The sequence below is a fragment of the Vibrio sinaloensis DSM 21326 genome (assembly GCF_000189275.1).
In the GTDB taxonomy this organism is placed as follows: Bacteria; Pseudomonadota; Gammaproteobacteria; order Enterobacterales; family Vibrionaceae; genus Vibrio; species Vibrio sinaloensis.
Window position 1 is genome coordinate 1 of the sequence record NZ_AEVT01000018.1, and the last position, 21,676, is coordinate 21,676.

General features: G+C 46.5%; 27 protein-coding genes and 1 pseudogene. 10 read left to right on the forward strand and 18 right to left on the reverse strand.

Going from position 1 to position 21,676, the window contains the following annotated elements; genetic code table 11:
• Positions 1-70: 70 nt before the first annotated feature.
• Entirely contained in the window at positions 71-409 is a 339-nt protein-coding gene (locus RH45_RS03360; protein WP_008073882.1) for a hypothetical protein, read from the forward strand.
• Between the two features lie 81 nt (positions 410-490).
• On the opposite strand, the gene RH45_RS03365 is transcribed toward RH45_RS03360, so the two are convergent.
• The 3 genes from RH45_RS03365 to RH45_RS23710 all read right to left on the reverse strand — a co-directional run bounded on the left by RH45_RS03365 (position 491) and on the right by RH45_RS23710 (position 2,049).
• Positions 491-1,048: a hypothetical protein gene (locus RH45_RS03365; RefSeq protein WP_008073884.1), complete on the reverse strand. Its 558-nt coding sequence runs from the start codon at positions 1,046-1,048 to the stop codon at positions 491-493.
• A 74-nt stretch (positions 1,049-1,122) separates the two neighbouring features.
• Positions 1,123-1,887: a LysR family transcriptional regulator gene (locus RH45_RS03370; RefSeq protein ID WP_008073885.1), complete on the reverse strand. Its 765-nt coding sequence runs from the start codon at positions 1,885-1,887 to the stop codon at positions 1,123-1,125.
• Positions 1,888-1,902: 15 nt separating this feature from the next.
• Complete coding sequence (locus RH45_RS23710) at positions 1,903-2,049, reverse strand: LysR family transcriptional regulator (RefSeq protein WP_008073887.1); 147 nt, start codon at positions 2,047-2,049, stop codon at positions 1,903-1,905.
• Between the two features lie 118 nt (positions 2,050-2,167).
• Between RH45_RS23710 and RH45_RS03375 the strand changes: the two genes are divergently transcribed.
• Both RH45_RS03375 and RH45_RS03380 read left to right on the forward strand, forming a co-directional pair.
• On the forward strand, positions 2,168-3,103 hold the full coding sequence (locus tag RH45_RS03375; protein ID WP_008073889.1) for an SDR family NAD(P)-dependent oxidoreductase: 936 nt from the start codon (positions 2,168-2,170) through the stop codon (positions 3,101-3,103).
• 16 nt (positions 3,104-3,119) lie between these two features.
• Complete coding sequence (locus RH45_RS03380; protein WP_008073891.1) at positions 3,120-3,500, forward strand: DUF4345 family protein; 381 nt, start codon at positions 3,120-3,122, stop codon at positions 3,498-3,500.
• A gap of 74 nt (positions 3,501-3,574) precedes the next feature.
• Here the strand turns inward: RH45_RS03380 and RH45_RS03385 are convergent, their stop codons facing one another.
• A complete protein-coding gene (locus RH45_RS03385; protein ID WP_008073893.1) occupies positions 3,575-5,191 on the reverse strand; it encodes an NAD(P)/FAD-dependent oxidoreductase in 1,617 nt (538 codons plus the stop codon).
• 181 nt (positions 5,192-5,372) lie between these two features.
• On the opposite strand from RH45_RS03385, the gene fdxA reads away from it, so the two are divergent.
• Positions 5,373-5,696 carry a ferredoxin FdxA gene (gene fdxA / locus RH45_RS03390; RefSeq protein WP_008073895.1) on the forward strand — a complete coding sequence of 108 codons (324 nt, stop codon included), beginning with the start codon at positions 5,373-5,375 and terminating at the stop codon, positions 5,694-5,696.
• Positions 5,697-6,069: 373 nt separating this feature from the next.
• On the forward strand, positions 6,070-7,392 hold the full coding sequence (locus RH45_RS03395; RefSeq protein ID WP_008073897.1) for a hypothetical protein: 1,323 nt from the start codon (positions 6,070-6,072) through the stop codon (positions 7,390-7,392).
• A 262-nt stretch (positions 7,393-7,654) separates the two neighbouring features.
• On the opposite strand, the gene RH45_RS03400 is transcribed toward RH45_RS03395, so the two are convergent.
• From RH45_RS03400 to RH45_RS03430, 7 genes are all read right to left on the reverse strand, one after another.
• Positions 7,655-8,389, reverse strand: a complete 735-nt coding sequence (locus RH45_RS03400; RefSeq protein ID WP_008073899.1) for an RNA methyltransferase — start codon at positions 8,387-8,389, stop codon at positions 7,655-7,657.
• A gap of 190 nt (positions 8,390-8,579) precedes the next feature.
• On the reverse strand, positions 8,580-9,680 hold the full coding sequence (locus RH45_RS03405) for an alkene reductase (protein ID WP_008073901.1): 1,101 nt from the start codon (positions 9,678-9,680) through the stop codon (positions 8,580-8,582).
• Positions 9,681-9,694: 14 nt separating this feature from the next.
• Entirely contained in the window at positions 9,695-10,075 is a 381-nt protein-coding gene (gloA, locus tag RH45_RS03410; protein ID WP_008073903.1) for a lactoylglutathione lyase, read from the reverse strand.
• A 126-nt stretch (positions 10,076-10,201) separates the two neighbouring features.
• Complete coding sequence (locus tag RH45_RS03415) at positions 10,202-10,573, reverse strand: hypothetical protein (protein WP_008073906.1); 372 nt, start codon at positions 10,571-10,573, stop codon at positions 10,202-10,204.
• A 188-nt stretch (positions 10,574-10,761) separates the two neighbouring features.
• Positions 10,762-11,007 carry a YdcH family protein gene (locus RH45_RS03420; protein ID WP_008073909.1) on the reverse strand — a complete coding sequence of 82 codons (246 nt, stop codon included), beginning with the start codon at positions 11,005-11,007 and terminating at the stop codon, positions 10,762-10,764.
• A 133-nt stretch (positions 11,008-11,140) separates the two neighbouring features.
• Entirely contained in the window at positions 11,141-11,638 is a 498-nt protein-coding gene (locus RH45_RS03425) for a GNAT family N-acetyltransferase (RefSeq protein ID WP_008073911.1), read from the reverse strand.
• A gap of 9 nt (positions 11,639-11,647) precedes the next feature.
• Positions 11,648-12,415 (reverse strand): GNAT family N-acetyltransferase, encoded by a 768-nt coding sequence (locus tag RH45_RS03430; protein ID WP_008073913.1) that lies wholly within the window; start codon positions 12,413-12,415, stop codon positions 11,648-11,650.
• Positions 12,416-12,604: 189 nt separating this feature from the next.
• Between RH45_RS03430 and yegD the strand changes: the two genes are divergently transcribed.
• Positions 12,605-13,957, forward strand: a complete 1,353-nt coding sequence (yegD, locus tag RH45_RS03435) for a molecular chaperone (RefSeq protein WP_008073915.1) — start codon at positions 12,605-12,607, stop codon at positions 13,955-13,957.
• A gap of 64 nt (positions 13,958-14,021) precedes the next feature.
• On the opposite strand, the gene RH45_RS03440 is transcribed toward yegD, so the two are convergent.
• The 3 genes and pseudogenes from RH45_RS03440 to RH45_RS23880 all read right to left on the reverse strand — a co-directional run.
• Positions 14,022-14,339 (reverse strand): cupin domain-containing protein, encoded by a 318-nt coding sequence (locus RH45_RS03440; RefSeq protein ID WP_008073917.1) that lies wholly within the window; start codon positions 14,337-14,339, stop codon positions 14,022-14,024.
• A gap of 65 nt (positions 14,340-14,404) precedes the next feature.
• Complete coding sequence (locus RH45_RS03445; protein ID WP_008073919.1) at positions 14,405-15,064, reverse strand: HAD family hydrolase; 660 nt, start codon at positions 15,062-15,064, stop codon at positions 14,405-14,407.
• Positions 15,065-15,070: 6 nt separating this feature from the next.
• A pseudogene (locus tag RH45_RS23880) lies at positions 15,071-15,307 on the reverse strand (ABC transporter ATP-binding protein); the annotation flags it as partial.
• A 34-nt stretch (positions 15,308-15,341) separates the two neighbouring features.
• Between RH45_RS23880 and RH45_RS23410 the strand changes: the two are divergent.
• A complete protein-coding gene (locus tag RH45_RS23410; RefSeq protein ID WP_158026982.1) occupies positions 15,342-15,518 on the forward strand; it encodes a hypothetical protein in 177 nt (58 codons plus the stop codon).
• On the opposite strand, the gene yidZ is transcribed toward RH45_RS23410, so the two are convergent.
• Together yidZ and RH45_RS03455 are read right to left on the reverse strand one after the other, a co-directional pair.
• Positions 15,515-16,480, reverse strand: coding sequence for an HTH-type transcriptional regulator YidZ (gene yidZ, locus RH45_RS03450; RefSeq protein ID WP_008073922.1), 966 nt, complete (start codon positions 16,478-16,480; stop codon positions 15,515-15,517). The genes RH45_RS23410 and yidZ overlap by 4 nt on opposite strands.
• Complete coding sequence (locus RH45_RS03455; protein WP_008073925.1) at positions 16,455-17,654, reverse strand: MFS transporter; 1,200 nt, start codon at positions 17,652-17,654, stop codon at positions 16,455-16,457. Before RH45_RS03455 ends, yidZ begins: the two co-directional genes overlap by 26 nt.
• A gap of 184 nt (positions 17,655-17,838) precedes the next feature.
• On the opposite strand from RH45_RS03455, the gene RH45_RS03460 reads away from it, so the two are divergent.
• On the forward strand, positions 17,839-18,621 hold the full coding sequence (locus RH45_RS03460) for an HAD-IIB family hydrolase (RefSeq protein WP_008073927.1): 783 nt from the start codon (positions 17,839-17,841) through the stop codon (positions 18,619-18,621).
• 136 nt (positions 18,622-18,757) lie between these two features.
• Positions 18,758-18,931 carry a hypothetical protein gene (locus RH45_RS23495; protein ID WP_008073929.1) on the forward strand — a complete coding sequence of 58 codons (174 nt, stop codon included), beginning with the start codon at positions 18,758-18,760 and terminating at the stop codon, positions 18,929-18,931.
• Positions 18,932-19,041: 110 nt separating this feature from the next.
• On the opposite strand, the gene RH45_RS03465 is transcribed toward RH45_RS23495, so the two are convergent.
• Both RH45_RS03465 and RH45_RS03470 read right to left on the reverse strand, forming a co-directional pair.
• Complete coding sequence (locus RH45_RS03465; protein WP_008073931.1) at positions 19,042-19,230, reverse strand: hypothetical protein; 189 nt, start codon at positions 19,228-19,230, stop codon at positions 19,042-19,044.
• A 122-nt stretch (positions 19,231-19,352) separates the two neighbouring features.
• The gene (locus RH45_RS03470; RefSeq protein ID WP_008073935.1) at positions 19,353-20,549 is read right to left on the reverse strand and encodes an MFS transporter; all 1,197 of its coding nucleotides are present in this window, start codon (positions 20,547-20,549) and stop codon (positions 19,353-19,355) included.
• A gap of 186 nt (positions 20,550-20,735) precedes the next feature.
• On the opposite strand from RH45_RS03470, the gene RH45_RS03475 reads away from it, so the two are divergent.
• On the forward strand, positions 20,736-21,617 hold the full coding sequence (locus RH45_RS03475) for a LysR family transcriptional regulator (RefSeq protein ID WP_008073937.1): 882 nt from the start codon (positions 20,736-20,738) through the stop codon (positions 21,615-21,617).
• The last annotated feature ends 59 nt before the right edge of the window (positions 21,618-21,676 follow it).

The following is a 21,676-nucleotide window of genomic DNA, read 5'->3' on the forward strand; positions in this document are numbered from 1 at the left end:
GATTTGGCACTGGTTTGCATTTACCTTACCAATCAAACCAACCCAAACCATCAGTTAGACAGAGGTCATTATGCTTCTCCAAAAGTCATCTATCAGCGCTCTTTTTATTCTGTTCTCGTGCTCCGTTGCGGCAGACGATCTATTTTTGCACGGTATCGAAGCGAACAAATCTTTAATGGACTCTATGAGTGCATTGCATCAGAAAAACAGCATAACGCGTCAACAGGCGTTCACCGGTGATGATTGTCCGGGGGCCACAAGTCGTCCTTTTAGCGGCAATGGGTTAACCAGCGGGCACAGCAGCACTCATTGCTATGTGACCGAATACGATAGTGGTAACGTAGAAACGTATTTCCAATCTAGCCCAGATGGCAGCTACAGCACCGGGTTTTCTTGGACGTTTGAATAAAAAAGGCACCGGTTAAGGTGCCTAACTTGTTCATTTACATCAATCTCTGCGTAAAGGGACATGGCAGAAAATGACTCAGTACTAGTAATCTTGCCCTGTCATACACACGATCCAAACTAAGCCGCCTTCAAAACGCACAAGGCCCTCAGAATCGACATCACTGTCATTCCATACTCCATCAAATTGCTGGTTAATGCCCTTGGCGACGTGTTCCGGAACGCTCCAAATGCACGATGCAACCTTACATTTCTGGGAGCTTGCATTGCATCCTTCTGGCGTACTGCCTTTGCTCCATTGCGTGTCTTGTTTAGCAAGCAGTTGCGCGGCGATGTATTCAGGATGCGCCACGTACTGCTCAAAACCAAACCAATCGTTGTTATATGGAAGGTAAGGGCCATTCCACCCTTTTACACCGGGGTTTTCGATAAGGTGGTCGATTGCTAGGTAACCGTAAGCAAGGTCGGTATCCGAAGTGATTGGCAGTGCTTTGCCCGTATCCGCTTGATATTGCCTGGCAGCATCTAGCATCTGTTGCAGCTCCAGAGCGACTTGCGCTTGCTCAGACGTTTCACTGCTATGGGCAGCAGAGCAAGTAGTCACTAAAGCAAACCCCAATAGCGCATGTTGTAAGAAGGTCATTGTCATTTATTCTTGATGGTAATAACGCGATTTCGCCTAGCTTATCAGCTTGCCTGACTCGATCCAAAACTCGATTATTGAGGTGATTTTTTCGTCGTTCCTGTTACCCAGAACTCACTTTCACGTTGCTGAACACGCTGGGCGAGAAAGTCGACAAAACAGCGAATTCTCGCAGTAGTACGCAGATCTCGATGAAGCAGCAACCAAATACTGCGATACGGTAATGGCTTTTGGAAAGGAGCACGAACCAGATCCGGATTTCTATCACCAAGATTACACGCCAAATACGCCATTCCCAGACCCGATGCCGCCAAGGTAATCAATGGCACCAACTCGGATACCCGATGTTTAAGCGTCGCTTTGGGGTAATAACTCTCCTTCAGCCATTTAGCCGTGAGGTCCCCTTCAGGCTCATGCCAACCGATGAAATGCAGTCCCTCACCTTGGTTGTCTTGTATTCGTTGAGCATACTCACGCGTACAGTACGCCGCTTGAGACATTTGTACTAAGCGGCGACCAACGGCATCGTCGTAAACTTCATTAGCCACACGAATTGAAACATCAGCCTCACGTCGGTTGAGGTTGGCAATATCGTTGCCAAATTGAAGGTTAAGGGTAATCTCCGGGTAGCGCTCTGAGAAAAGAGCCAAATCATCCATCAATGATGTCATTGCCATCCCATGGGGCATCGAGACATAAATCGTACCAACAGGATCCGAATCTCGACCCATGATCATACGAGAAGCAGCAATCATCTCTTGTTCAACTTTCTCGGCATAAGGCAGCAACTCTTCGCCAATTTGAGTCAGTGCTAAGCCTTGCTTGGAACGATCAAACAAGCGGCTACCAACACGTTATTCCATAACCGATAAACGTCGTGTCAAAGTCGTATGATTGAGGTGGATACTCTCTGCCCCCCCGCGCAGCGTTCCCTGACGAGCAATGGCGAGAAATACTTTTAAGTCGTCCCAGTTAAATGCGTATTGCTGCTGATTTGCCATTTCCCCTCCTTGGTTCAATTTTGAAACACCCTGTCCATTTTTACCTATCTACATAGCATTTTTCAACCATGTTACCGTAATCATCAGTCAGCAATCACAGCAAAAACAAGGAACCACCATGAGCAAAATTACCACCGTACTCATCACAGGAGCGAATGCCGGTCTTGGCTTTGAAGCCGCTCGCCAACTCGCTCAGCAATCCAATATCGAAAAAGTCTATTTGGGTTGTCGTAACCTGCAGAAGGCTCAGCAGGCGAGAAAACAACTGGTCGATGCCACAGGGCGAGACATTTTTGAAATCGTCATTGTGGATGTTTCAAACTCTGCATCCGTCCAACAGACTGTCGCCACACTCAAAGCGCCGATTGACGCGGTCATCTTAAACGCTGGCGGAACCGGCGGCCGCACCCCCAATCAACTTACGCAAGACGGCGTCACCACCATTTTCGCCTCTAACGTATTTGGTCATGCCCTGTTAGTTGAAGAGCTGATCAAACGCCAACTCATAACTTCGACCGTTTTGTATGCAGGTTCAGAAACCGCACGCGGTGTACCTAAAATGGGCGTGCCAAAACCGCAACTCAAAAGCTCATCGGTACAAGAGTTTACTTCGATAGCAAATGGCGACTTGTTTGGCAGTAAGGCAGATCCACTAGAGATATACGGCACCATCAAATTGACTGGCGCATTATGGATGAGTTCGATGGCCAGGCAGCACCCTCACCTGAAGTTCATCACCATGAGCCCTGGTGGCACCACAGGTACTAATGGTATGGACGACTTACCCTTGTTAAAGAAAGTGTTCTTCAAATACGTTGGTGGGTTGGTGATGCCGATGATGGGCATGATGCACAGTGTCGACAAAGGGGCCAAACGCTACTTAGATGGCTTGTTTGATCCCCGCTTTGAAAGTGGTCATTTCTACGCCAGCCGGATGGGCTCTCCGACAGGCCCAGTCGTCGACCAATTAACCATCGAGCCAGCATTAGGCGATACAGCTGCGCAAGACAACGCGCGCCATGCTATTCAACAGTTCTTTACTAATCACGCATAACATAAAGGAAATAACCATGGATATGACGCTACAAATTCTCGTTGGACTTGCGACTTTCATGTTGAGCACACTTGGATTAATGTCGATGTTTGCACCACAAAAGATGCTGGCGAATTTCTCGCTTCAGCCTGTTGGCAATGCCGGAATGAATACCATACGCTCAGTGATGGGTGGATTATTCTTAGCCAGCGTATTTATGCTAGCGCAAGGCTTGATGAGCGGTGACACCGAAGGCTATTTTTTCGTTGCTGTAGTTATGGTCGCCGTCGCTATAGGCCGTGTGGTGGGGTTGGTTCTCGATGGCTTCGACAAAGCCGTTGTTCCTCCACTTGTACTCGAACTGGTTATCGCCGCTATTCTAATGTTCGCTCACTTCAAAAATGGTGGCTTCTACTAACACCAACCCGCTGCCAAACAAAATGCCCCTACTTATTGCTAAGCAGGGGCTTTGATGTTCATTGAGTTTAAGAGTTAAGCGTTAGCTGCGTCTTCAACCATCGCTTTCGACAGCGCTTCAGCAACCTTAATGCCGTCAATGCCTGCCGACAAAATACCGCCTGCGTAACCTGCCCCCTCACCCGCTGGGTAGAAGCCTTTCAAGTTAACACTCTGGAAATCTTTACCACGCTTGATGCACACAGGGGATGATGTGCGTGTTTCAACGCCAGTTAATAACGCATCTTCACTAGCAAACCCCTTGATCTTGCGGTCAAACGCAGGAATCGCTTCACGGATCGCTTCTACTGCAAATGCTGGCAATGCCTTTGAAATGTCCGTTAAATGGATACCCGGTGTAAATGATGGTTGCACATCACCTAATTCGCTTGGATTGCGACCTTTAAGGAAATCACCCACTTTTTGCGCTGGAGCGTCGTAAGTTTCCCCGCCTAGTACATACGCTCCAGACTCAAGCTCACGCTGAAGCTTGATGCCCGCAAGCGGATGGCCCGGATAATCACGCTCTGGATCGATACCTACCACAATCGCCGCATTCGCATTGCGCTCTGCGCGTGAGTATTGGCTCATGCCATTAGTCACAACACGCTTCTCTTCAGACGTTGCGGCAACAACCGTACCACCTGGACACATACAGAAACTATAAACGGTACGACCATTCTTACAGTGATGAACCAACTTGTAGTCCGCTGCACCTAAAATTGGGTTGCCCGCATTTGGACCGAAACGCGCTTCATCGATCATGGCTTGTCTATGTTCGATACGGAAACCCACAGAAAACGGTTTCGCTTCCATGTAAACGCCGCGGTCATGCAGCATCTCAAAGGTATCACGTGCACTATGGCCAACAGCCAGTACCACGTAGCGAGATTTGATCTCCTCACCGTTAGAGAGTGTCAAGCCGGTAATTTGGTCGCCATCCATATGGATGTCATCAACGCGAGTGCTAAAGCGAATTTCACCACCTAGCTCGATGATGCTCGCACGCATTTTCTCGATCATAGTGACCAGTTTGAAAGTACCGATATGAGGCTTGCTCACATACAGAATCTCTTCTGGCGCACCTGCTTTAACAAACTCAGTCGTCACTTTACGACCGTAGAAGTTAGGATCTTTTACTTGGCTGTACAATTTACCGTCAGAGAACGTACCCGCACCACCTTCACCAAACTGAACGTTGGATTCCGTGTTTAGGGTGCGCTTACGCCAGAAGCCAAAGGTATCTTTAGTACGCTCACGCACTTCTTTGCCGCGCTCTACAACGATAGGTTTAAAGCCCGCTTGAGCTAGAATGAGCGCTGCAAACAAACCACAAGGACCAAAACCAATCACCACTGGTCGCTCGGTCAGGTTTTCTGGCGCTTTGGCAACAAACTTGTACTCCATGTCCGGCGTTTCTTTCACATGAGGATCACTCACAAACTGCTCGAGTAACGCCGCTTCATTTTCAACAATCACGTCTAACGTATAAATAAGGAGAATGTTGGCTTTCTTACGTGCATCGTAGCCACGACGGAAGACATTGTAAGAGATGATTTGATCTTCAGAGATACCAAGCTTCTTGGTAATGGCGCCAGTAAGTGCCTCTTCCTCGTGATCAAGAGGAAGTTTGATTTCAGTTAAACGTATCATGTTGATGTCTCGTATCGATAGGTGTCTTAGCCAAAACCGCTTGAGAGGCGGTCAGCTCACAATGGCGCGCATTTTACGAGAAATTGAATTGTCTGTCATACTAATTCAAACATATTGAATTTTGGCTTGGGATGAGTATTATCCCCATTCCGCAATTTTGACTAAATACAAGAGACCCATCATGGCGTTTGTCGTAACTGATAACTGTATCCAATGTAAATACACTGACTGTGTCGCTGTATGTCCGGCCGATGCATTCCATGAGGGGCCAAACTTTATGGTCATCAACCCAATCGAATGTATTGATTGTGGGCTCTGCGTCGACGAGTGTGACGCTCACGCGATTTTCCAAGAAGATGAAGTGCCTGCTGATCAAAAAATCTATATCGAGCTAAACGCTGAATTGGCAGAACATTGGCCTGTTCAAACCGAAGTCAAGCCTGCGATGGATGAAGCCGAGAAGTGGAACGGTGTAGCTGACAAGTTAGGTATGTTGGAGAAGTAGCAAAATCACAAATTTATAAGGGCTGGCGAATACGTCAGCCCTTTTTTGTATCGTCATCCTCAAGAGCGAGGAACGAGTGACTTAGGGAGCTCTTAAAGTCTAATGCGGACTTTTGTTTAAGCAGGAATGTGTAAAACAATATTCTCTAAAGAACTTCTATCAGATTAGGGAAAGTAAGCTGAAGTCGTAAACATTTCTTATGCAATTTAAGTGACTGTTTTAACTTATGAAAATGGCATTGGCTTTTCGGCTTATATTTGACCTGACCAGAAGTAGACACAATATTCTCAGTTTTTAATTCAAGTCATTGTTATTCATTGGATTAATTATACAATCTGTCACATACATATCTTAATTTAGTGTAGGAACAACAATGGGTAGTGTATCAGTCCCTAGAGTGAGTGATCAGAGACTTCTTAAAATTTTCATTGATGAAACGTTGATGAACTTTGAAAAGTTTGAGCTTGGTGAAAATGCCCTGTGTACTTTGTCACTTGGTGGCTTCACACTGCAAGTTGATATCAGGGAGGCCAGTCATCACAAGAACATTCTTGAAGAGTTACGCAACAACAAAAATGCAGCTTCGTCTATCACGAGTATAAGTATTGAGAGTACTTCCCTTTCAGGCTCTCTCATTCGCTACATCCGCGCAAAAAATAACTTCATTGACCAGCTGGAGGTGACTAATAGCCAGTACGGAGGGGTTGAAGAAATAGCATCTAACGTTTTTAGGCATCTTAACAGCCTTCTCTTACAGGGCGCTGAATCAACATTTAACAATACAAACGAGAGTAGCCTTCAAATTGCTTCAGCCCATCATGAAGTTTTAACTAGACTTGAGGGGATGAGTGCGGAGCTTATCGAAAAGCAAGTTAAACATGTTCAAGAACTAGAGCGCGATAAACAAAAGTTCCTTGACGAACGAGCAGAAGATTTTGCAGAGAAGGTTAATTCTCAAGACGAAGTGTTTTCAAAGAAAGTTGCCGAGCTTGATGAACAGTATAGGAGAAGAAACAAAGAACTCGATGAAAGACAACAGAAGATAGATGATGCTGACAATACATCGACTCGTCGTAAAACTACAACTCGAACCCTTGATGAAGCCCAAATCAAAGCTAGGGGCTTCAACTTCTCTGAGAATGTTAATCGTAATTCTAAGAAAGCATCTCAATTTGCTATGGCTTTAGTGATAATAGGCGCTTTTGGCTTGGTTCTTTCTTTATATGAATTTTGGAGTATATCTCTCGTTGCCAACACAAACCAAGAACCCCCAACTCCTAGTGACCAATTAACGTATTTCTTATATTTCCGAATCTTAGCGAGTTCCGCTCTGCTTGTTTCCTCTATTGTATATTTGATTCGTTGGTACAACAGTTGGGCCGACCGTATTGCACAGCAAGAACTAGATAACCAGTTGTTCATTCGCGATTTGAACAGAGCGCAGCTTGCAGTAGAGATGTCACTGGAATGGAATGAGAAGAAAGATGGAGAAATCCCCGCTCGACTACTTGAATCATTAACTGAAGGGTTATTTAAGCCAAAGGATTCCCCAAATAAAGAGTTACTGCATCCAGCAGAGCAGATTGCCGCAGCATTAATTAGGACATCAGATAAAGTTACTTTGCCCTTTGCTGGCGGCACTGTAGAGACTAGTGGTAAAAAGCTAGGAAATTCTAAGCCTGTGGCGCCTGATTAAAAGTGAGCTGAAAACTTAATGAGATTCCCTACTCCTTCCTTCGTCAGTCTATGGAATGACGAGAGAGGGCGAATCAATGACAAAGTGGGATAAGGAATAACAGATAGGTCGCGTGGTTTTTACTGGTTGAGGCTTCGCTGCAGTATATCGAACGGTGCAATCTAACAGCTGTTGGACCAACTCAATGAGGAATTAATCGGCTCAAAACAAAAAAGCGCAGTGACTACTCATCACTGCGCTTCATTGTGTTCTTTAAAGCTTGTTAGTTATGCTGACGACGCAGGTTATCTAAGATAATGCCTGTTGCCATCGCCACATTCAGTGATTCAGCGCCGCCAAATGCCGGAATGGTGATCTTGTCGGTAACGAACTTAGCCGCATGCTCGCGAATACCGTGCGACTCGCTGCCCATAAGCAAAATACCCTCTGCGGCAAAATCTGTTTTGTGTACACTTTCGCCTTCGAGGAAAGCGCCATAAACAGGTAAGTTTGACTGCTCTAGGTAGCGAGGAAGATCCAGCTGGCTGACCGTGACTCGACCAAAGCTGCCCATTGTGGCACTGATGGTTTTTGGGTTGTATGGGTCAGCGCAATCCGTGCTTGCGACAATGTGTTTAATACCGTACCAATCAGCAACACGAATAATTGTGCCAAGGTTGCCCGGATCAGACACGCCATCAAGCGCAATCATCAAACCTTGCGCTTTTGGTATCTCTACACTTGGGATTTCTACTACCGCAATCGCCGCATTGTTGCTTACAAGAGTACTTGCCTTAGTCAACTCATCAAGCGATGCTTCAATACACTCAAAACCACCAAGTTCAGCACGGTACTCAGCCAAAAACTCAGCCGTTGCAAACACCTGCTTAACGCTTAACGTGCTGTTTGCCAACTCTAATACGTTCTTTTCTCCTTGCACCAAAAACAGGCCATGCGCTTTACGCTGCTTCTTTTGGCCAAGAGCACGAAGTAGTTTAAGTTGGTTTTTTGAGATCATAATTTTTCCACGGTAAAGGGGTAACCCAAGTAAAAGCGCGGCAATTATAGAGTAAAGCCTTGGCTAGCTAAAGAGGTGAGCCAAGATTACTCTTATTTGGCGTTCTTGATTGTGATAATACTGCTGACACAAAACAAAAAAGCACCTCGCTGGGGGTTGCGAGGTGCTTTGAGAAAGCAAGACAAATGGATTAGCTTGCTTGATATTCTGGGTAATCCAACAGGCCTTTTTCTGCGCCGCCAAATAGCGTCGCTGGATCGTGTTCCGCTAGCGGATAGTCGTTCGCGATTCGGACGGGTAGATCTGGGTTCGCAATAAATGGACGGCCAAAACCTACCATATCTGCGAGGCCGGCATTCACGGCTTGAGCGGCTTTTTCGGTGTTATAACGACCCGCGTAAATAATGATGCCTTGATAGGCTTCACGAACGGCGGTTTTAAACTCCGCAGGTGTATCAGGCGCATCATCCCAATCCACTTCAGCAATATGCAGGTAAACCACATTAAGCTTATTGAGCAAGGCAGCTGCAGCTGTATAGGTTTCAACAGGCGTTTTATCTACCGTACCATTTAATGAAGTAAATGGAGCAAGACGAACACCCACACGGTCAGAACCGATCGCATCAGCCATCGCTTCCACGACTTCAGCTAAGAAACGCAACCGGTTTTCGACGCTGCCACCATACTCGTCCGTACGATTGTTAGCCTCCGAATCAATGAACTGATTCACCAAGTAACCATTCGCTGCATGGAGTTCAATGCCATCAAAGCCCGCTTCAATCGCGTTTAACGCCGCCCAACGATATTCTTCAATGACTTTCTTGATGTCTTCTTTGGTCATCGCGCGAGGCTCTACCACATCAACAAAGCCAGGCTCATCCGTGCCGTTGTCGATAAATACTTTAACGTTCTCTGCTTTCAATGCCGATGAAGAGATAGGCTGCTGACCACCAATATTGTCTGGGTGAGTCACACGGCCAACATGCCATAGCTGAGCGAAGATGACACCGCCTTTCGCATGCACTGCATCAGTCACTTTTTTCCAGCCGGCAATTTGTTCCGCGGTATAGATGCCGGGAGTCCAAGCGTAACCTTGACCCATGGCAGAGATTTGCGTTCCCTCAGCAACAATCAAACCAGCCCCAGCACGTTGCGCGTAGTAAGTTGCCATTATATCGTTCGCCACATTACCCGGCTGACTCGCACGAGAGCGTGTCATCGGCGGCATTACAATGCGGTTCTTAAGTTCAAGTTTACCGAGTTGAATAGGTTGAAATAGTGCGTCTTTCATTACTCTTTGCCCCATTACTTGCTTACTTGAATAAGCTCAATTTGATAACCATCTGGATCAGTAATGAAGGCAATTTCCGTGGTTCCGCCTTTCACTGGACCAGGTTCGCGAGTGACGTTGCCACCCACAACTTTTATCTGCTCGCAGGCTGCATAAATATCTTCAACACCCAGAGCTATGTGGCCAAATGCATTCCCCAGTTGATACTCATTGGTATCCCAGTTGTAGGTTAACTCGATAGTCGGCCCACCGTGCTCATAACCAACAAATACGAGTGTGTAGCGGTACTCTTCGTTGATGCTGCGCTCCAGCTCTTGCATGCCCAGAACTTTGGTGTAGAACTCGATTGATTTGTCTAAATCAACGACACGAATCATGGTGTGAAGGAATTTCATAACTAACCCCAGATGGTTTCAATTGGGATTAATGTATATAGAAAAGAGAACGACTAGAAATTATCATTTATTATATTTTTAATAACACAGAGTTATTAAACTTAAAAGGTGGCTATTTGACTCTTATTAACTAGCCCCAATAAAGACGAATAGGCTGACCGCCGCAAATAATAACCAAGATAGATGCTTGCCTCGCGAGCCAATCAACGCAAACACAAAATGTAAACCAAAGGTCACTGAAATCACTAACAATAGGGAGTGTCGGCTTAGCTCTGGCTGAGCGATAACCCAAAGTATCGCAGCAAACCCTATCCAAGCGACAGACGTCAAATGCCAAGCAAACCTTAACGTTCGTTTGGTAAAGTCATCGCTTCCGAATAGATGAGGAATATTATTTCGTTTGAATAATCGAGTTAGGATGTAGCGCTCACCGAGATAGGAGTGAACAAAAGAGACAAACACCAATAAAAGTGCGGCTAATTGCAGTGAAAATTCCATTTTTCTTCCGTCACGTCACGCTGCGTTAGAATCAACTAACGCTATCAGCAAACCTATAGCAATGCACTCGTTTCTCAAAGTCGAGCCGTAAAATGTGATCACTAGGCATTTCTTTCTCAGTTGAAACTCTGCCTCACTATAGAAAACAAAAAAGAGCGACGAATCGCTCTTTTTCTTCAATCATTTCGCTACTGATGAGCTGTTAGAATACGCTGGTGAAGACTGTCTTTTTGCATCGCCCTTTCATGTTTCATTTGATGCATCTCTTCATCGCTGATTGGAGAGTCTCTTAACTCCAACGTTCGTATCTCCTTATCTAGCCCGTCGTACGTTTTCATGTCAGTTAAAAACGCATCGTCTGTTTTCGCTAGAGCAAGGATCGTCTCCTTAAATTCTGGGAACTCACTGAGTAATGAATGATCTTCACCTAACATAGTTACCTCTTCCGTTTGTGATAGCCAAATGCTGATTTCAGCCGAATAAACTGGTTACTATGTGTACTACCCTAACATCTAAAATCTCGCGTAACTGAGACCAAGATCGCCTCTTTTCAACTTTAATTTAGTCTCATTTTGGATAAAAACGATAGCGATGCACACGCCCTTCTGACTCGTCCTCATGCTCACCTAAATACTCACCGCCGCACGCTTCAATCACCTTTCTTGACGCAAGATTGTTAACACTGCACGTTACGATAGCCTGCGTCTCAATTGCATGAGAAACCACCCAAGCCAATAAGCATTTCGCCACACCTTTACCCCGAGCAGAAGGTCGGGTTTCATAGCCTATATGGCCAATAACATTATCGACAAATTCATTGCTGCCACGTCGCACTCGAATTGCACCTAAGATCTGCCCCTCGTTAACACAATAGAAAGTGGTGCTAGGCAGCCAACCATGTGGCAGTTCCGCTGAAGTTGCACTCTTACGCGCCACTAAGCTGTTGAGATATTGCTTCGGGTCATCAATCGCGCGCTGGTACATGTCTATGCCAGAGTCATAACACTCTAGCGCATAGTCCAGTAACGCCTGCTCCAATCCTATATTAGCTTCAATCACGTCCATGGGGATTCCTTATTCAACATTGAACTCATAACCCGTTGTGTGAGTAATAAACTGAAAACCGTGTTTTTCGACGATCGGTCTGCTCATCTCAGAAGCATCAATGATCAAGTATTTTTTACCGCGTGCTTTCGCTTCAGCAATACGCTTATTAAGCAAGAGTGAGTAAAAACCTTTGCCACGCTCTGACTCTATGGTGCTTCCTCCCCAGATACCTGCAAAGGGGCTTTCACCATTAAATGTTAACCATGCCGATGTGACGGGTTGGCCCTGCAAATAAACGACATAAATGGAGATTTCATCCGGCGTCGATTGCTTTAAACTGACCAAATGCCGATATTGCCAATCAAAGTTGCCACCCCATACTTGTTCCTGAACCTGAATTGCATCGCGGATTCCCTGTTCATCGTCCACTTGGCTAATCAAAGTGTCATCGACTGGCTGGGCGGCAACGGTGGCTAAGTCGAGCACCATGAAAGACTCTTGTTCGGCTTGTTCAAAACCACTGTTTCGCAAACGCTGCTGTATGTCCGCAGGCTTATCGGTGTCGTATGTTTTCCATTCGAAACACTTACCAAGATGGCTGAAAAACGCTTTCTCTCGATCAATCACTGCCTGAGCGTTTTCCGCAGTTAGAGAGAAGTAGGCGATGTAGCTGCCATATTGCTCTGGGGAAACAAAGCGAACCAGTTCAGGAGTATCTACTTTTTGCCCGCCCTGAGCCGTAAACTGTTGCCTTTCAAACTGGTTGTATTCCAGCATCACTTGTTGGGTATCCATACCGCCTCTTATCTGTCTTCTAAATTCAAAGTCGCTAATTAAGTTAATACAATCAATGTATTATCCTTATTTTATTCATCTTGATTACTATAACTCAGCCATATCAAAATTGCTTAACAAATCGCCGGTAGCTTTCACGCTCGCATTAAGGTAGCATTGCCGACCTTTTTTCAATGGTAGGAGGTTTGAATGTTTATTGGCTTTGACTACGGGACAGCAAATTGCTCAGTTGCGAAAATGGAGCAAGGAGAGCCAAAACTGCTCAAATTGGAAGGCGACAGCGTTTATATTCCTTCTACTTTATCGGCTCCAAGTCGTGAGGCAGTGGCTGAGTACCTATTTAAATACCGTGATATCAAACCGATCGATAGCATCGGTGAACAAGTACTGCGCAGAGCCATCAATATCAATCGCGAAGAAGGTATTGAATTCATTGCCGAAGAAGTGGCTTTTGGTCAAGCGGCGCTCGATCATTACCTACAAGACCCCAGTGAAAGCTATTACGTCAAATCACCGAAGTCCTTTCTGGGAGCCTCGGGGTTGCGTGATGTCCAAGTAAGCTTTTTCGAAGATCTTGTCTGCGCCATGATGGATAACATCAAACGCAACGCCGAAGCGGATACGCAGCAAACCATCACAGATACCGTGATTGGACGCCCCGTGAACTTTCATGGTCGCGACAGCGAAGCCGCTAACCGCCAAGCAGAAAGCATTTTGCTTAAAGCGGCAACGCGCGCTGGTTTTAAACATGTCGAGTTTCAGTTTGAACCTGTCGCAGCAGGGCTTGAATACGAAGCCTCTCTGAATGACAACAAAACCGTGTTGGTGGTCGATATTGGCGGCGGTACCACAGACTGCTCGCTGATTGAGATGGGGCCAAGCTGGCGAGGAAAAGCGGATAGAACACAAAGCTTACTGGCACACAGTGGCCAGCGTGTTGGGGGTAACGATCTCGACATCGCCCTCGCCTTTAAACAGCTAATGACACCGTTCGGTCTAGGCAGTAAAACCACGGCAAATATCGTTATGCCAACCATTCAATTCTGGAACCCTATTGCGATAAACAGTGTCGATGCTCAGGCGGATTTTTACTCACGTTCAAACTTGGCGACGTTAAAACAACTCAAGAAAGAGGCTCAAGAGCCAGAAAAGCTCGCTCGCCTGCTGGAAGTTTTCCATGAGACGCTTGGCTACCGCTTAGTACGCCAAGCGGAAGAAGCCAAAATCGCTCTGTCTGATCACGCCCACTATCGTGGCGTGATTCAACTGCTGTCTGAGCAATTGGAAGTGGATATTCGTTTTGAAGATATGATTGAAGCGATAGAAACGCCTAAACAAAAAATGGCAGAGCTTGTCAAAGAGGCTGTCGTTCAAGGTGGGATGACTCCCGATGCGATATTCATGACGGGTGGCTCAGCGCGCTCACCAATTCTACGAGGCGCAGTTCAAGAAACCTTACCAAACATAGAAGTCGTGAGCGGCAACTATTTTGGCTCCGTGACGGCCGGTCTCGCTCGTTGGGCGCAAGTGTGCTTTAAATAACAACAGCGAGTGGCGAAACATCCGATTGCCTCAAGGTAACACTTGAGGCGATTTACATTGTAAATCAGTCCCGATAAAACACCGCTAGCCAAACCGTCACCTCATCAGGCGAAGTTTGCTGGACCTTATGTTTACAATGAGCAGGAATGTTGAGGTAATCTCCCGCTTCTAAACGCACTTCCCGACCATCCTCAAACTCCAACACCCCGAACCCCGATAACACCAGTACCCACTCATGTTCATCTTGATCGTACCAGCCAGTCTCGGGGGAGCTCTGACCGTGCGAGAGAATCCGCTCTATCCGCACATGGCGAGCACACACCAAATCGTTAAACACTTCCTGTTGCAAGGAATCAGGAATTTGCGCAAATAAGTTCGCCACGACTGACCTCTTCATCTCTTGTTGTTCAACACAAAACTAACGCTGTTACCTGATTAAAGCGAGAGTTAATCCCAGTGCAGCAATGTCCAGTTTGGTCGATCGGCATGAGCTTTTAACTGTGGACATGGATTGACCAAATAGGCGTAGTCCGCGTATTCACACAAAGGCAGGTCGTTGATTGAATCACTGTAAAAATGGATTTCTGAATATGACTGAGGTTGCGCGTTTAACCACTGTTTTAAGCGCGTCACTTTGCCTTCCCGATAACTCGCTACACCGTCAACTTCAGCCGTATAACGGTTGTCTCTCACGACCAAGTCGATACCAAGAGCGTTGCCAATACCTAAACGACGCCCCACGGCTGCAACCAAGAAGGTAACGCTTGCAGAAATCATGACCATATCAATGCCATCCCGCGACAACTGTTCGATGAGGCTCTTTGACTGACGGAACTGCTTAGCCAAAATACGAGTCTCAACGCATTCGTCCACCAGAGCACTAACCTGTTCAATAGGCATATTGGCTACAGGTGCCATAGAGAACTCCAAGTAGTCCTCCATATTCATTTTACCTTCGGCATACAAACGCATTAAACGCTGGTCTTGCTCAATAAACCCCGGTTGATTCGCGATGCCTTTTTCAACCATGAACGCGTTCCAAATCATGGCACAATCGGCATTGATCAGGGTTTCATCCATATCAAATACATATAAGGGTCTGGACATGGTTTCGGCTCTCACTGGTTGAATTTCATTAAGATTAAATAGTAGCTCTAACTGACTGCCATTGGCCAATAACCGTTCAGAACAGCGGTTAAGCAAATCGACCGTAAACTCACATTTACCGACATTCACTTGGTAGCGAATCACATTTCCCAGCAGTTGTTAGCTGTTAATAATGCTAAGTTTTGGGACCGAGAAAGGGCTATCGTACTCACGATACTGCTCTTTGACATAGATAAGTTCTGGACTAGTCCAATAAGCACAAAGTGAATCCTAGCCAGTGGATGTGACAGTTTCAATGAACTTCTGTGGCAGTTATATTTCACTTTTTGCTCATTTGCTCCGAGCACGTATGCCAGAAGCAAGAGAGTGCCCTTCTGGCACGGAGCTTGTGAGCAGCCAACTGGAATACCGGCGCCTCGACGCGGTGATGGTTGGCAAAGACAGTGTTGGCTAGCGGTAATCGGGCTCGCTATACAAGGCTTTAATCGTCTCTCTTAACCAGCTAATTTTCGGATTCTGGTTGTTGCGTTTATGCCAAATCATAGTGAAGGGAATCTTCAGTTTCTCTTGCTGCTCTTCATTCAGCGGAATAGGTAATGCGACCAAGTTAGGGTGGAGTTGTCGGCAATAGCTTTGGCAATAGCGAGGGGCAGTGGTGATCATGTCATGGCCTGGTTTTTCAGCAACGTACAAGGCTTGTTCAAAACTTGCCATGGTTAGGTTTACATTGCGTGTGAGGCCTTGCTCGATCAAAATCTCATCCAGAGCCCAGCTTTCACTTTTCTCCCAAACTACATTGATATGCGGGTAGCTTAAAAAGGTCGCGAGATTCCACTCTTGATCCAACACAGGGTGGCCTTTACGCACATAGACCATAGGTAAGTCAGTAAAGAGCACCTCAAAGTTAATAAAGTACGGCAGCAAATCTAACGACTCTTTCGATCTTGGGTGGCTCTCTCGCCCAGTAAAACCGATATCCACTTCTCCACGAGTAATGGCATCTATCGAGTCATAGTCCCAGTTATTAAACTTCACTTTCGAGTCTGGGTAAGTTTTATGGATACGAGAGGTCAGCTCATCGATCATCATCAGAGAAAGCGGCGACTCTACGCCTAAATTAAAACGCACTCCCGTCGGCGCTTCATCACCACGACGGGAAACGATTTGGCTGCCAATTTGCAGCCAATCGGATAAGCTTTCTTCCATGCTGCTGGCGAGCGTGGTGGGCGTTAACCCTTGAGGAGTGTTGACGAACAAGGGATCATCAAACCAATCGCGCAATTTTGCCAAAGACTTACTCACCGTCGACGGCGTAACATTCAACTTCTTCGCTGTCTTGGTTACGCTGAGCTCCTGCAACAAAAGCTGCAGCGTAAGCAATAAATTAAGGTCAAGGCGTGCAAGTGATTTCTTCATTCAGTTCGCTACTTGGTTGATTTGAAACTAATAGTATTAGAGAGAGACCAATTGCGCCACCACAAGCCAATGCAATCAATAACATATTCACTGCCGACACTCCCATCCAAGCCATCAACCAGATGTACAATGCAGAGCAGCAGATCTGAGCGATCCCCAATACTGAGCTAGCCAAACCGGCTTTGTGCTCAAAAGGACTTAACGCCTGACTCATCGCCACACCAAACCCCATCGAAAATCCCATACTCGTCAAAGCAAATCCAAGCATGTAGAGTGTCGAGCTGTCGTCATGCAAGTGAGCCGCAAGGATGACGACAGCCGACAGTAATGTAATGATCTGAGAGCCGACTAACAGCGTGCCCTGTTTAAAATAAATGAGTGCAATCGGGGCTGAAAATGACGTCGACATACCCACCATTGCTAGCAAAGCCATAGCGGTAGAATATTCGCCGCGGGTAAAATTCAATGTCTCCATCACAATCATGGGTGAGGTGTTGACATAAGTCAGAATCGCGGTGACTCCTAGAGAGGTAAACAGTACACGCGAAAGAAAAAAGCGCTCCAACAGGGATTCAGAGACAGCGCGGGGCTCTGCAGCTTTGTCCGTAATGGCTTTTGACTCTGATTTTAACGTCTCCTTAAGGAGGAAAGTCGAGAGCAAGCACACCAACACGCCCATTCCAGCCATCGCTGTAAACAAGACCGGCCACGGAAACTTAAGCATGATCAAGTGGCCGATTACCGGTGCGAGAACAGGAATCATACAGGTAATTCCATTGAGCATAGAGAGCACTTTGGCACGTTTTTGATCATCTAACGTATCGCGCAAAATGGCGAACGCCACCACATAACAGCAACCAGCCCCGACACCTTGGAAAAACCGCATCAGTAAAAATGATTCGCTGCTTTGCACAGAGCCGCCCAACCATGATGCAACAGCGAAGATCACCGCCCCTGCGATAGCCACTGGTTTACGACCAAATCGGTCAGCCAAGCGACCAATAAACAGCATGGTCATCGCCATACCAGACAGATAAATCGAAAATGCCATATGAAGCTGAGATTCAGTCGCCGCCAGATCCGCAGCAATTTGCGGTAAACCAACCAGATACAAGTCAATCGCCGTCGGATACAGCAGAATCAGTGCAAAACTGCACAACAGAAAACGGGACATACTCACCTCACTTTTATAATCGTTTGCGAGGATAATATGGCAATCTCAGCCAATAGGCGCGTTGCCATTCTGACAACAGGTTTTTCCAATTACGACATCCGCTTAAATCTGGATTTCACTTCACTGAATTTCTTATTCCGCTCAGATACACTCGTTGGTTCGCTCAACAAAAAGAAAAAGATAAATGGAACAACGACTTTCAAAGGACTGGACAAACATTGAGTGGGTATTGACCGATGTTGACGATACCCTCACTTGGCAAGGGAAACTTCCACCAGAAACCTTGCTTGCTCTGAATTCACTTAAGCAGCGCGGTATCAAGGTAATTGCCGTCACGGGGGCTTGTGCGGGGTGGTGTGATCATATCGCTCAACTATGGCCTGTTGATGCCGTGCTCGGTGAGAACGGCGCTTTCACCTTAGAGAAAAGTGAGAAAGGTATCCGCTTATCCAGTGCGGTGCCACTCGATACCATGCGCGCTCAGCAAGCTCAACTAAAGCAGAAAATTGAACCGTTACTCGCCCAGTATCACGATGTGGGTTTAACTCTAGATCAAGCATACCGTTTGTGCGAAGTCGCCATAGACATTGGCCAAAACCGCGAGCCGCTTGCCCCTGAATTAGTCGAACAGATTGTCAGTCAAATTCATCAATTCGGTGCCCATGCCACCGCAAGTTCGATTCATATCAATGCTTGGTATGGTGATCACTCAAAACGCAATAGTGCCTTTGCTTACCTGCGCTCAAAAGGGTTAAGTGACCAGCAAATTTTAGACACTTGTTGTTATGTCGGGGATTCACTTAACGACCAACAAATGTTTGAAACCTTACCCTTCACTGTTGGTGTGCAGAACATCGAACACTACTGGCAGCGGTTACAACACAAACCCAGCACCGTGATGAGCCAGCCGGGAGGCTACGGCTTTGCCGAATTTAGTCAGCAGTTGCTCGCTCTGAAAAACCCGTAATACATTTGGATTCACATCACGCATAACAACCGAGATCTCAGTTTGAAGTTTGATTTCGTTTCGCCTTCTACCCTGACTTCTCCACGCACTATACTTAAAGGAGAAACAACGAGGCAGAGATTCCAAGGAGGCTAGCATGGACTTTACGGAAAAACTCAGATTACGGGGTAAAGCGGAAGAGGATATGTATTTTGCTCGGCTTGATCGCGAGTTGATCGATGCCATGCATAACAACCCTGATTGGCAAGAACGGCACCCGACCGAACAGCCGGAAGATGATGTAAAGTTTGTCGACACTTTGACCAAATAGCCTTTTGACAAACTAGCGTAAATATCGGCAAGGCAAAGAAAGCTCGGCAGGAGTTTTGCCCTCCTGCCCTGCTTATTCGTTTGCCTGTAATCAAGTAAACGACATGTACGTCACTTATCGAGTAGCGTCATACGTCTGTCTTCATCACTGAGGTAAAGATGCGCCTGAGCTTGGTCTATCAACACGATGGCTGAAAGTGGACTCACTAAATGGATCTCTCCTTTCTGATAAGGCACTGGTACATCCCACGGGTTGTTTTGATACATCCCTTTCTCATCAAACTGAATCAGAACATCCATGCTTACCTCCGAACCACATTAAGCACCTCTAAAGTTTAGTTCGAAATTGACACTTTTATTAGTTAAGCAAGACAAAACAGTCACCATTGAAACAAGTTTTGCTTCAGTGGTGACCAATTCCATCAAGATGTCGAGACAAATTCCTGTGTTAATTCAGGCTGTTGTCGCTTGTCTAATCGACCACTCCAGCGAGTCAGAATCAAGGCTAAAATAACGATCAATGCGCCCGCCCAAGGGGTGTGCATTAATCCGGCTTGAGACACAATCATACCGCCGCCCCAAGAGCCTAGAGCGATACCGACGTTAAACGCGGCAATATTGAGACCCGACGCCACATCAACCGCATCGGGCGTGTATTGCTCTGCCAGTTTAACCACATAGACCTGCAAGCCCGGAACGTTGCCGAACGCGAAAGCTCCCCAAACTAAGATTGTCGCCACCGCGGCAATAGGATGAAAAGCGGTCAGGTTGAACACAAACAGTACCAGCGCAAGACCAGTAAAAATCACCGTCAGAGCTTTGATTGGCCCTAGAGTATCGGCCATTTTTCCACCCCATATGTTGCCGATCGCGACAGACACGCCATAGACCAACATGATCAAGCCAATAGCGCTAGAGCTAAAGCCCGTTTGCTGCTCTAAGATAGGAGCAAGAAAAGTAAACGCAGTAAACGTTCCACCATAACCTAGCGCGGTAATGGCATACACCAATAATAAACGAGGCTGAGTCAGCACTTTGAGCTGTGAAGAAAGCTTGGCTGCCGGTGGCTGCTTAAGATTATTCGGCACCAGCAAAGCGCTACCAATCCAAGCAATCAAACCAAGAACAGCAACAATAAGGAACGTGGCTTGCCAACCAAATGTCTGGCCGATGTAAGTCCCTAGAGGCACACCCGTAACCAATGCGACCGTTAAGCCAGTAAACATAATCGCGATGGCGCTCGCCGCTTTATCTTTATCAACCAATCCAGTGGCAATCGTCGAACCAATGGAGAAAAACACCCCGTGAGCAAGGCCTGTCAGTATTCGGGCCAATACCAAGGTGTTGTATCCTGGCGCCTGCCACGCCAGCAAGTTCCCCAGCACAAATAGCGCCATAACCGCCAACAACACATGTTTGCGATTCCATTTTCCGGTCAAAGCCGTGAGCACTGGCGCGCCAACCGCGACGCCTAATGCATACAAGCTGACTAACAAGCCAGCAGAAGGGAGAGAAACTCCTAGATCACTCGCCATGGTAGGGATCAACCCTACAATAACAAATTCTGTCGTACCGATAGCAAAGGCGCTGAGCGTCAATGCAAAAAGGGCTAAAGGCATAGTAAATACTCGCTATCATTTCGTTAAACACTATCCGTTCAATGTTTTTCTGATCGGATGGTGAGCTGCAATGGCGGCATTATGCCTATTTCTTTTGTTGCTAAAATCCGCTATTTTTACAAATGATTTTTGCGAAAAATAATAGTAATTAAATGCTATATCATCAGTTAGTACAAAGGAATCACCATGCTGACTCGCTCAGATGATCTGGAAATATTATTGGCAGTGGTTGATAGTGGTGGCTTCTCTGCCGCAGCGGAAACACTCGATATTCAAGTCGCTCGCGTTTCACGAGCGGTAAGTAAAGTTGAAAAGCAGCTCGGTGTTTCTATCCTTAACCGCACCACTCGCCGTATTGAATTGACTGATGAAGGCCGTCAGTTTGTTGAAGCCATTCGTGTTGGACTCGGCCAAATACAGCAAGCAGAAGAGGAGATCATTTCGCGCGGAGAACGCCCTCAAGGGCGTTTAAGAGTCGATGCCGCTAGCCCTTTCGTATTTCACCAGTTAGTCCCTTTAATTGGTGACTTTCAAAAGCAATACCCAGATATCGAGCTCGAACTCTCTTCCAACGAAGGATTTGTTGATCTGTTGGAAAAGAAAACCGATCTGGCGATTCGTATTGGCCAGTTAAATGATTCCACATTGCATGCTAGGCCGCTGGGGCGAAGCCCACTCTATTTCGTTGCGGCGCCAAGCTACCTAGCTAAGCGAGGCCTACCCCAGCAGACCACTGACCTAACGCATCATGACACTATTGGCTTTATCGGCCCTAAGGTTCTCAATCAGTGGCCGCTAAAAGGATTTACCCACTTGCAACCTTCACTAACATCTAGTAACGGCGAAACCGTTCGCCAACTGGCACTTGCGGGTCATGGTATTGCTTGTTTGTCGGGTTTTATGGTCAAAAAAGATATCGAGGAGGGGCGCTTAATGTCATTGCTAGAAAATGACAAACTCACTCATAGTGGCAGGGAACAAGTCAACGCGGTGTATTACAAATCATCCAACGTCGCGCGAAGGATTTCCGCGTTTATTGATTTTATTCAGCCGAAACTCTCCCTGTAGCCCAAGTAACCACTGCTAGGCCAACATAGTAACAAGCCCTAACGGTTTATTTAGGACTT